10 protein-coding genes are annotated in these 11,602 nt (G+C 42.5%); 1 reads left to right on the forward strand and 9 read right to left on the reverse strand.

Annotation, left to right across the window (positions count from 1 at the left end; all coding sequences use genetic code 11):
• Positions 1-70 precede the first annotated feature (70 nt).
• From BUB56_RS14340 to pyrE, 5 genes are all read right to left on the reverse strand, one after another.
• Positions 71-430, reverse strand: coding sequence for a hypothetical protein (locus BUB56_RS14340; RefSeq protein ID WP_110941993.1), 360 nt, complete (start codon positions 428-430; stop codon positions 71-73).
• Between the two features lies 1 nt (position 431).
• A complete protein-coding gene (locus BUB56_RS14345; RefSeq protein ID WP_110942002.1) occupies positions 432-1,643 on the reverse strand; it encodes a DUF1576 domain-containing protein in 1,212 nt (403 codons plus the stop codon).
• A 317-nt stretch (positions 1,644-1,960) separates the two neighbouring features.
• Positions 1,961-2,647 carry an anaerobic ribonucleoside-triphosphate reductase activating protein gene (locus tag BUB56_RS14350; protein WP_110941994.1) on the reverse strand — a complete coding sequence of 229 codons (687 nt, stop codon included), beginning with the start codon at positions 2,645-2,647 and terminating at the stop codon, positions 1,961-1,963.
• Between the two features lie 17 nt (positions 2,648-2,664).
• Entirely contained in the window at positions 2,665-4,791 is a 2,127-nt protein-coding gene (locus BUB56_RS14355; protein WP_110941995.1) for a ribonucleoside triphosphate reductase, read from the reverse strand.
• A gap of 216 nt (positions 4,792-5,007) precedes the next feature.
• A complete protein-coding gene (pyrE, locus tag BUB56_RS14360) occupies positions 5,008-5,643 on the reverse strand; it encodes an orotate phosphoribosyltransferase (protein ID WP_110941996.1) in 636 nt (211 codons plus the stop codon).
• A 176-nt stretch (positions 5,644-5,819) separates the two neighbouring features.
• On the opposite strand from pyrE, the gene ytaF reads away from it, so the two are divergent.
• Positions 5,820-6,449, forward strand: a complete 630-nt coding sequence (gene ytaF, locus BUB56_RS14365) for a sporulation membrane protein YtaF (protein ID WP_190014560.1) — start codon at positions 5,820-5,822, stop codon at positions 6,447-6,449.
• 38 nt (positions 6,450-6,487) lie between these two features.
• Here ytaF and BUB56_RS14370 read toward each other — a convergent pair whose 3' ends face one another.
• The 4 genes from BUB56_RS14370 to BUB56_RS14385 all read right to left on the reverse strand — a co-directional run bounded on the left by BUB56_RS14370 (position 6,488) and on the right by BUB56_RS14385 (position 11,238).
• Positions 6,488-7,417, reverse strand: coding sequence for an ABC transporter permease (locus BUB56_RS14370; RefSeq protein WP_110941998.1), 930 nt, complete (start codon positions 7,415-7,417; stop codon positions 6,488-6,490).
• Positions 7,410-8,519 carry an ABC transporter permease gene (locus tag BUB56_RS14375; protein WP_110941999.1) on the reverse strand — a complete coding sequence of 370 codons (1,110 nt, stop codon included), beginning with the start codon at positions 8,517-8,519 and terminating at the stop codon, positions 7,410-7,412. The genes BUB56_RS14370 and BUB56_RS14375 overlap by 8 nt, the downstream gene beginning before the upstream one ends.
• 11 nt (positions 8,520-8,530) lie before the next feature.
• On the reverse strand, positions 8,531-10,042 hold the full coding sequence (locus BUB56_RS14380) for an ABC transporter ATP-binding protein (RefSeq protein ID WP_110942000.1): 1,512 nt from the start codon (positions 10,040-10,042) through the stop codon (positions 8,531-8,533).
• Positions 10,043-10,128: 86 nt separating this feature from the next.
• The gene (locus BUB56_RS14385) at positions 10,129-11,238 is read right to left on the reverse strand and encodes a BMP family ABC transporter substrate-binding protein (protein WP_110942001.1); all 1,110 of its coding nucleotides are present in this window, start codon (positions 11,236-11,238) and stop codon (positions 10,129-10,131) included.
• Positions 11,239-11,602 lie beyond the last annotated feature (364 nt).

The raw sequence follows: 11,602 nt of genomic DNA on the forward strand, positions 1-11,602 counted from the left end.
ACTGCAGCATAGAATGATCATGAAGCCCCCGGAAGAAAATACCGGGGGCTTCATGATCATTCTATGCTGCTTATTTTGATTTGTTCACCTTGTATCTGTACAGCGTAATTTCTACGTCTTCTCCTTCACCATATCTAACCGTTGCTTCATCAATCATCATTCCAACCAGGCTTAATTCATTGGCTACATCACAGTCTCCCGTCAAGGTCCAGTAATATTCCTCCAACTCCTCATGCTTGGTGCAATGCAGAAGTTTCACCAGCTTTTCCAGCTTTTTCAGTGAATTTTCCTTATAGTTGCTTTGGCAGTATATTCTAAAGTGCTCTTCCGTCTCCTGCACATTGAAATTAAACTCTGTTGCTCCCATATAAAAGAAATAATTCATCAGCTCTTCCACGATTTTTGATATTTTCAGCCTTTCGTGCTTCATGCTATTCCTCCTTTTGGAAAGCTTCAATAATTGGAATCAGCGTTGCTGCTACTATGCCCCCAGAAAATCCATTATTGTAAAGATTTAATCCAGCGTGCAGATAGCCTACATTTTGTACCACCAGAGAATGGAGAAAACCGGCAATAACACCATATCCCCATCCAAACTGTCCTGCAATCGGGGCCAACGTAGTACCAAATAATGCTGCCAACAGCATGCCCGGTTCGTTAACAGCCCACATCTTGGTTAAACCCCCTAAAGCTACCCCTATAAAAATAGGAAATATATTGGATAGATGCTTTCCAAAGGCACTAAAACCTACAATTGTGAAAATTCCTCCAATAACAGGGCCATTTAGGGCACCTCCGACCAATATTACATAAACTGTAGCAAAAATCCCGTTGACACCCATGTTAATCAAGGTTAGTGGAAAGCCCTCCAGTACCAGAAAGTCCGTTACTGCCCTTCCTGAATACTTATATAGTTTTTGCAGCCCTCGAAAGGACATGCCATTATAAACATAGCCCATACCTACCATACTGGCAAATAAGATTCCTAGCAGGATGGCCAATGGCATTTGGTGAGCTGTAGACCAAATAATCCTCGTATCCATTTGCAGTCCGTTAGACTTAAAAATCGAAACGAGAATCGTGCCTACGATACCTGCGGTAAAGCCAATGTTGTATAAATTAAAGCCTTGATGAATCCGCATCATATGGGTAGAAAGAGGTGGAAGGATAAATCCAACAGCAATACCCGTAAACATTCCTAAAGGAATACTAAAGGTCTTAGGCATATTTAAACCAAATATGATCTGGGTTACAATGGGTGCTAAACTTGTTCCAAACAAAGCAATATATACATATTTGCTGAATTTTTCTTTTTGAAAACAAGAAAATAACCATACTCCCAAAATGATAAACCATACATTTAAAATATTTTTGCCAAAGAGACCAAAGCCTGACATCAGCCACACACCGGATATGCTGGCTCCAGTAATTTTGATATCTAAAAACCGCAGCATGCCCGTGGAAATCAGCATTAATAGCCCTGCGTTCACAAAGGCTGCTCCCAGGCCCCCCACGCTAATATAATCTGTAATCAGAAAGTCCGGCTCTACAATGATCCGGTATAGACCGGAGAGTATGCCTCTTGGTGTATCCATAGCCAAACCAAACCCCAGCAGAGTGAGCCCCCATGCTACTAAGACCATGTACTTGCTGCGGTTCTCCGATATGCTTTCTGAATGTAGAAAAGCAGGTTTTACGTACATACTTTTAAATATAAGAAGCCCTCCTTTCACAAAGCATATATTATTGAAATTTATGTTTTCTGGAAAAAAAATAGTTTCCTATGTTAAATAATTCACTTATTCTATCATAACACAATCCCTCTCTCCAAACAAGAATTATCCCCTCAGGATATTGGGATTGCTAAACATTCCCTTTAAGAGATCCCAGAAGTAGAACCTATTCCCCTCAATGAAACAGGACCATTCAAAAGAAGGGCCCTGTTTCTAATTATCTTGTTTTATTTCCTTATCTTTAGGATTTCAAAATAATCCTTTGTTTCTCTTTCGATCTCTTCTAAAGTATCTATATCAAAGGGATGAAACTGACCTGCTCCTCCCAGGACAGTCTCCCCATCCCGAAAGTTTTGCAGGCTGTATCGTTTGCTTCCCTTGATAAGACCAATGATCTCTAAAATATCCTCTTTGGTTAAAAGCTCTCTGCATACAGTGGTACGAAATTCATAGTCTATCTCAGCATTGCGGATCAGTTCAATGCTTTTTTGAATGTCCTCTATGTTCACCTTTGCACCAGCAACTGCCTCATACTTATGAAAGGGAGCTTTAAGATCCATGGCCACATAGTCTAACAGCTGCTCTCGCAGCAACCTTTCTACCACTTCGGGATGAGTCCCATTGGTATCTAGTTTGACCAATAGGCCCTCTTTCTTAACCCTCTGAAGAAATCCGTAGAGTCCTTCATAAAGAGTGGGTTCTCCACCGGAAATACAAATCCCGTCAATATACTTTTTTCGTTTATGCAGAAAACGGAACACTTCATCTTCTGTTATCCTGATGCCCTCCATCCTTACCAAAGGCCCGTTGTGGCAGTAGGGACATTGAAAGTTGCAGCCTCCTACAAAGTATATGGTACAAATCTTGTCAGGATAATCCACCAGTGAAGTCTTCTCATGTCCTAGAAAGTCCATTTCATTTCACCTGATTTCTATCCTACTTTTGTCTCCTGTCTGATCTCTTCTACCCGATCCAAGCTATATGTATAATCAAATTCTTCTCTATCCTTGAATTCTTCCTGCTTGCCCTTATTCCATGATTGTACCGGTCGGTGGAAACCCACTACTCTGGACCATACCTCCGCCTCCCTGCCACAGTGAGGGCATTGGAAGTGCTCTCCTGATATATAGCCATGGTCATCACAGATGGAGAAGGTTGGTGTAATGGTGATATATGGAATGCTGCTGTTTTCCATCAAGCGTTTGATCAGCAGCTTACAGCTCTCAATGCTGTCAATCTCCTCACCGATGAAACCATGGAGAACGGTACCGCCTGTATATAGGGTTTGCAGCTTCTCCTGCTTTTCTACAGCTTCGAAAATATCCCTGGTATGGTTTACGGGAAGCTGTGTTGAATTTGTATAATAAGGTTCGTCTTTGCCTTGAGTAAAGATATTCGGGTACATCTTCTTATCCAAGCGGGCAAAGCGGTAAGCTGCACCTTCTGCAGGAGCGGCTTCAAGGTTCCATAAACTTCCTGTTTCTTCCTGGAAGATTTGAATCACACGATTCATAAACTCCATTACCTCAATAGCAAATTCGTTTCCTTCTTCTGTGGTAATATCTACCCCCAGCAGGTTAATGCACGCCTCATTCATCCCATTTAATCCAATGGTGGAAAAATGATTTTTAAAATACTGTCCCATGCTATCTTTCACGTCCTGCAGATAGTAACGGGAGTAAGGATATAGCCCTGCATCCATATATTTTTCTAAGACATCCCGCTTGCTTTCACAGATTTCTTTTGCATGCTCCATTAACTCTCTTACTCTTCGCTTAAACTCCTCAGGTGAAGAGGATAGGTAACCGATTCTGGCCATATTTAAAGTAACTACGTTAATAGATCCTGTTAGTGGGTTCGCCCCGAAGAGGCCTCCTCCTCTTTTGCGCAGTTCTCTGTTATCCAGTCGCAGACGACAGCACATGGAACGAATATCCTCAGGAGAAAGGTCTGCATTTAGGAAGTTGGCAAAATAAGGAGTCCCAAATTTTCTCGTCATCTCCATTACAGCGTTCACTACCTCTGAGCTCCATGGGAAGTCATGGGTGATGTTAATGGTTGGGATTGGGAAGCTGAAGGCTCTGCCGGCGCCATCTCCTTCCATCATCACTTCACAGTAAGCCTTATTGAACATATCCATCTCTTTTTGGAACTCTCCATAGGTTTTTTCCATGGACTGTCCTCCGATGATAACAGGCATGTTCTTCAGCAATGGGTGGGGTGTAATATCTAAGGTTATATTGGTAAAGGGGGTTTGAAAACCTACCCGTGTTGGCACATTCAGGTTAAACACAAATCTCTGGATTGCCTTTTTTACTTGTGCATAATTTAATTCATCATAATAGATAAAAGGTGCCAGATAAGTATCGATGCTGGATACGGCTTGTGCCCCTGCGGATTCTCCCTGCAAGGTATACAGCAAATTTACTAACTGTCCTAAAGCGGATTCAAAATGCTTTGGAGGTTTGGATTCAATCTTTCCCTTTGCACCTTTAAAGCCCTTTCTTAAAAAAGCCTCTAGATCCCATCCACAGCAGTAAGGTGCCAGCAAACCTAAATCATGTATATGTAAATCACCTTTAATGTGAGCATCTCTTAACTCTTTACGATAAATCTTGTTTAACCAGTATTTCTTTGTAATGCTTTCAACAATATGATTATTCAGGCCCTGTAAGGAAAAACCCATGTTGGCGTTCTCATATACCCGCCAGTCCTCTAAATTAACATATTCTTCAATCATCCGTTCTGCATCCATGAAAAGGTTCTTTACTTCACGTATCTCTTCATGCTTTTTACGATAGAGTATATAAGCCTTTGCTGTCTTTGCATGGCCTTCCTCGATCAGAACCTTCTCCACTACATCTTGTATATCTTCTACCATTGGTATACTTGCACCATAGGTTTCATTGATAATTTCTATAACCATTTTCGTAAGTCTTTGTGCTACCATTTCATCTTTGCCACCAACAGATTTGGCTGCCGCAAATATTGCCGCTTTGATTTTTCCTCCGTCAAAATCGACAATTTCGCCGTTTCTCTTCTGAACCTTTGTTACCACTTCGTACCCCTCCTGTTGTGCTGGATTTTTCCTATCGTACTACATATTGTATATTATGCATCAAAATGGTCAAACATGACAATAATTCCATGGCCCTATTTCATCCAAAATTCTGATGCATTTCTACATGTATCTCACCCACACGCAGTTTGTCATAGATTTAAAGTTTATTTACCTTTTTAAGATGAAAACAGGCGGACACAAGGCCCGCCCCAATTACGCTGTTGTAAATATATAAGGGTTTTTACTCCACTGTTCCAATAGGCTCATTTCACTTTCCTTCAAAAGCCCCAGCTCCTTCGCTAAGGGCAGTAAAACCTGATAACTGGTCAGAGTATCATAAGGGATGTTTTCACTGGAAAACAGTTGATCCACCTGCTCAAAGCCGTAGGTGAAAATCGCTAAGACGCCCAGTACATCAGCCCCTGCCTCCTGCAGTGCTTTCACTGCCTTCATGGAGCTTCCTCCGGTAGAAAGCAGATCCTCGATTACTACTACCTTTTGTCCCTGAAGGACTTTTCCCTCAACCTGATTTCCTTTTCCATGGGCTTTGGCAGTACTTCTTACATAAGCCATGGGCATATTCAATTTTTGTGCAGTCCAAGCGGCATGAGGGATACCCGCTGTAGCTGTTCCTACTAATACCTCTGCATCCGGATACTTTTCCTGGATGATAGCGGCAAAGCCTTCTGCTATTGCTTCCCTTACCTGTGGATATGCCATGGTCAAACGGTTGTCACAGTAAATCGGCGAGCGGATTCCTGACGCCCAGGTAAATAATTTTTCTGAATCTCCTAAGGTAACCGCTTGAATTTCCAGCAGCATTTTAGCAATTTCCTTACTTTTGATCATTGTTTCTCCTCCTTGTTAGCCTCACTGGACTCCTTTTAAAGGTATTTTTTCTTGTCAATCTTACCATGTTCTAGCATTGCTGTCAAACAGTGAAAATATTTAAAAATATGAACGGTTATTTTCTTAATTACATACAATAAAAGTAACAATCCATGTCTTCAGAATGGAGGGAAGCCATGTACTTTTATCCCATTTTGCTTGCAATATCTATTAGTATTGATACCTTTGGCCTAGGCGTTACCTATGGCATGAAAAAAATTAGGGTCCCGCTCCGATCTCTTTTATTGATCAATATGATCTCTGTCATATTTCTATCGGTGGCCTTTGCCTTGGGCAGTTTGCTTTTAAATTTTATCTCTGTTTTTCAAGCGAAATTACTCAGTTCTGTTTTGATTCTCCTATTGGGCTTTGTTTTTTTCATCCAGGCCTACTTAGATTGCCGTTACCCACCTCAAGAAGGAAAACGGATGATCAAGATCATCTCTATCAAAACCCTGGGAATTGTCATCAATATTATCCGTGACCCCGTCAGTGGTGACAGGGACCACTCAGGAGTCATAGAGACCAAGGAAGCCATATATATTGGTATGGCATTGGCTATGGATGCCTTTACGATCGGTTTGGCTGTATCCATCGTAAAAATCCATATGATAACCTTTATCTCTGCAATTTTTTTGATCAACATTCTCTTTTTTAAGACTGGAGAGCTTTTGGGCAAAAAAGTGGGTCATCTGACCCGAGAGCATATTTTAAAATATATCTCTGCAACCATACTGATCTTTCTTGGATTGTTGCGCCTCATTTAAAAGCTTCCGGCTATAGTGCCGGAAGCTTTTAAAACAGTCTATCTTTCTTCTCTGGAATAGCTGACCCCTAAGGCTGCAGGAGGAGCTACGTCCCGCTTATTCTTTGCAGAAATAAAAATTAGAACTGCAATGGTAAATAAATAGGGGATCATTTTCATAAAAAAGGGAGATATGGCAATACCAAAGGTTTGGGCTCTAAATCCTAGTATATCCAGGCCTCCAAAGATATAGGCACCCAGCATTGCTCTCAATGGATTCCACAGAGCAAAGATCACAAGGGCAACAGCAATCCAACCCCGTCCCGCTGTCATGTTTTCCAGCCAGGCAGGTGCATAGGCTAAGGATAGATAAGCACCTCCTGCTCCGGCAAATACGCCCCCGAGCATTACATGAATATACTGCATCCTCATTACATTTACCCCCAGTGAATCTGCCGCTGCCGGGTTTTCTCCCACTGCCTTCAGCTTTAATCCCATGTTGGTTTTATATAAGTAAACCCACACCAAAATCACTGCAACATAGCTCAAGTAAATGAGGGCATCATGATTAAAAAATATCTGCCCCACATAAGGGATCTCTGATAACCCCGGAATAGGAATTTTGTTAAACTTCACCGGTGCTGGTATGCCGATTAAGGGTTTTCCGATAAAGCTGCTTAATCCTGTACCGAAAATTGTCAACGCCAGACCACTTACTACCTGGCTTGCCTTCAGATGAATCGTAAGAAATCCGTGGATAAGAGAAATGGCAGCCCCAGCCAGCATTGCAGTTAAAAAGCCGATCCAGGGGTTTCCTGTAGCCACAGCTGCTTTAAAGCCACAGACCGCACCGATGAGCATCATCCCTTCCACGCCGAGATTCAGATTGCCGGACTTTTCCGTTAAAAGTTCTCCCAGGCACGCATAGAATATTGGAGTCCCTGCAGTTACGGCTGCTGCTAATGTTGCGATTAGCATGGCACTATCCATGAATTTCTACCTCCTTTCTTACTACCGGTTTCTCTGCATGGTTTTTTTTGATCCAGGTAATTTGATGCTGGGTAAAGAACTCTGCTCCCAGTACGAAAAACAGTATTAGTCCCTGCATCATTACAGCAGTAGCTGCGGGTAACCCGCTGGTTTGTACTGCGTAACCTCCTACCAGCATACCTCCGAACAAAAAGGATACGCCGATGGCTGCTATAGGATTTAATCGGGATAACCATGCAATGATTATGGCACTGTAGCCATATCCCGGGGAGAAACCGGATTGGAGCCGGTGGGTAATTCCAGCAAGCTCAGTCATTCCTGCAATTCCCGCGATTCCACCGCTGATCCCCATGGCCAAAATAATGTTTCTTTTAACATTCATTCCCGCATACTTAGCCGCTTCGCTGTTTTCTCCCGCCACACGTATTTCATATCCCCATAGGGTTTTATTGATGATCACATATAATAAAGCCGCCAAAACTAAGGCGATGATAATTCCCGTGTGCACCCTGCTTCTGCCAAAGGTAGGCAGGAATGCAGCAGGACTAAATTCCGGAGTAATAGGAAAATTAAATCCCTTAGGATCTTTCCAAGGTCCAAATACCAGATAATCTACCCATAAAATACCGATGTAATTCATCATTAGCGTCGTAATGGTTTCATTGGTTTTCCATAATGCTTTCGGGATGGCAGGCAGCAGCCCCCATATGGCGCCGCCCAAAAAACCGGCCAGCAGCATTGACGGAAGCAGCACATAACTGGGTAAATGACCAAACTTTAGCGCCACGGCGGAAGCGGCGATGCCTCCTACGCAGATCTGCCCCTCTGCACCGATATTCCAAAGCTTCATCCTGAAGGCAACAGAAATTCCTAAAGCAGCCAATAAAAGAGGAATGGTCTTTACGATGGTTTCATTAATCCCATAGGAAGACCCGAAAGCACCCTTCAGCATAGCCTTGTACACAAGGATGGGTCCGTGTCCTGTAGAAGCCAGGAAGATGCCGCCTGCAATCAGCGCTAGAAAGATTCCCACTAATCGGATACCCGTCAAGGCATATTTATTCTGGATTTCTCTTTTTTCTATCTTAAATCGTCCATTCATCGTCCTTCCTCCTAACTGACTCTGCCACTGAGCATCATTCTTCCGATTTCTTCTACAGACGTTTCTTCAGGCTTCACAATCCCCGTAGTTCTGCCGCCTTCCATAACCATGATCCGATCTGAAAGCTCCATAATTTCATCTAAATCCTCAGAAATAAAAATTACTGCACATCCTCTGTCGCGCTGCTCCAGCAGCAGATTATATACTGCCTCCGTTGTTCCAATATCTAAACCTCTTACCGGATAGGCTGCAATGAGTATCTTTGGTTCTTCTAAAATTTCTCTTCCCAACAGAATCTTTTGCAGATTGCCGCCGGATAAGCTTTTGATGGCGCCATTGTTGTCGGCTATCTTTACATCGAATTGTTCAATAACTGCACTAGCCCGTTCTTTGGCTTTTTGCTTGTCGATAAATATTCCACGGCTAATGGGAGGTTTTCTATAATCCTTCAAGATCAAATTGTCTGCCATATCCATGGTTCCGATCAGTCCCATGCCCAATCGGTCTTCCGGTACGAAGCTTATCCCCAGGTCGATCATTTCTCTAGCTGTTTTCCCTTTGGTCTCTTCCTGAGCGATCTTTATACTTCCGGCTTCAGCCCGTCTTAAGCCTGCGATAGCTTCAGCCAGTTCCTTTTGACCACTTCCCGATATACCGGCTATCCCCAGAATTTCTCCCTGATTCACAGTGAAAGAAACATCCTTGACCGCATCGACACCCTTATCGCCTCTAACAGTAAGATTCTGAACCGTTAGTACAGTTTCTCCTACTGGATTTATATTTTTAATCCGCTCTCGGATTACCATCTGTCCCATCATCATTTCTGCAAGCACCTGTTCATTGACCTGCCCGATTTCCCGTGTGCCTACCTTTTTTCCTTTTCGCAGTACCGTAATGCGGTCGGCAATTTCCATAACCTCCTGCATCTTATGGGTAATAATGATTACCCCACAGCCTTCCGCTGCCATTTTCTTCAGTATGGTGAATAGCTCCTTTGTTTCCTGTGGTGTTAAAACCGCCGTAGGCTCATCCAGGATTAATATATCGGCTCCCCGGTAAAGAGCTTTCAAAATCTCTACCCGTTGTTTTTCTCCTACAGACATTTGGTAAATACAATCCTGAGGTTGGATTGATAGTCCATAGGACATAGAGAATTCGGCAATTTCCTGATTAATCTTCTTTCGATTTAACATGAGTCCTTTCTTATAACCTAAAATGATATTTTCAGCAGCCGTCAAATTCTCTACCAATTTAAAATGCTGGTGGATCATACCCACCCCGCAGCCGATGGCATCCTTTGGAGACTGAATGGTCACTGGCTGTCCGTGAAGTTTAATTTCTCCAGCATCCTGACGATATACTCCTGATAGAATATTCATCAGGGTGGATTTTCCTGCACCGTTTTCTCCCAACAGTGCATGGATTTCTCCTGCCTGCAGATCAAAATCAATCCGATCATTTACTGTTTCAGTGCCAAAGCTTTTTGTTATTCCCCGCATCGATACCAACTGTTTTGCTGCCATGGTTTCTCTCCTTCCAAATCACTGAGTGTGAAAACTGGCACACAAGCGAAATCCTGTGTGCCATTTATTTTTGTCCGTAGATTCTTCTATTTAGGGATGGTTCCGTCTACTCCTTCTACAAACCAGTCGAAGGACAGCATTTGCTCATCAGTCATTTTTTCTCCCGCTTTTACGGCTACGTTTCCATTTTGATCTTTAATTTCTCCTGTAAATACATCCCAGGTACCGGAAATGATTTCTTTCTGTTTTGCTTCTACTAATGCTTTTGTTTCAGCATCTACTAAGTCTGTCATTGGTGCTAACTGTGTAATGCCTTCATCCATGCCGCCCCAATATTGCTCGGTTTTCCAGGTGCCATCCATCACAGCCTGCACAGTTTCTACATAGTATGGTCCCCAGTTCCAAACCGGTGCCGTTAAATATGCCTTTGGTGCGAACTGGCTCATATCCGTGTTATATCCGATAGAGAAAGCGCCTTTTTCTTCAGCTGCCTGCTGTGGTCCCGGCGTATCCTGATGCTGGGCGATCACATCAGCCCCTGCATCCAGCAAGCCCTTGGCAGCTTCTTTTTCTCTTGCAGGATCGTACCAGGTATTGGTCCAAACAACTTTTACAACCGCATCTGGATTTACTGAACGAACGCCTAAAGTAAAGGCATTGATTCCTCTTACTACTTCAGGAATTGGGAAAGCTGCTACATATCCAATCACATTAGAGGATGTTTTTTGACCGGCTACAATACCGGATAAATATCTGGCTTGATACATTCTCCCGAAATAGGTTCCTACATTTTCACTGGTCTTAAAGCCTGAACAGTGGAGAAAAGTGACATCCGGATATTTTTTTGCAACATTGATCGTTGGATCCATATAACCAAAGCTTGTTGTAAATATAATTTTATTTCCTTTTTCTGCCAATTCAGTGATTACTCTCTCCGAATCAGCCCCCTCAGGTACAGATTCGATAAAGGTTGTTTCAATATTCGGTATTTGTGATTCTAAGTATTGTCTTCCCATATCATGGGCATAAGTCCATCCTGCATCGCCTACAGGTCCTACGTAAACAAAGGCTACCTTTAACTTCTCTTCTGCCGCATCCTTCGGCTGATCTGCTTGGGTTGGTGCGGAACTGCAGCCTGTTACCAGCAATGCAAAAATCATCATGATAGATAATGCTAAAAGGGCTTTTCTCTTCATTTTTTCTCCTCCTGTCATTTTCTAGGTAGTGTCAAGTATGACACCCCTTTTTAGATTTAAACTCTTTATATATTAAGGGTTACAAAGTTTTTTGAAATAAAAAAACAATGACCCCCTATTTTCGGTTATAATTAAGTTCTCACACAAAATTCTCCCTGAAAGAAAGGTCATTGTTATGAACTCAATTATAACCTATTTACTTTTAATAATCCAATACCAAAATCAACAAATTCGTTGGCTTGTGCTTTTTCTTTCTAAATATGTTCCCCTTGGGCAATGGGCTCATGATGATATTCATTCCCCCAAGTATCAGAAATTCAAGACTGATATCCTCCCAAAGGTTCTTCATTATGAGATATGGGAT

The organism is Geosporobacter subterraneus DSM 17957 (assembly GCF_900142145.1).
GTDB classification, from domain to species: domain Bacteria; phylum Bacillota; class Clostridia; order Peptostreptococcales; family Thermotaleaceae; genus Geosporobacter; species Geosporobacter subterraneus.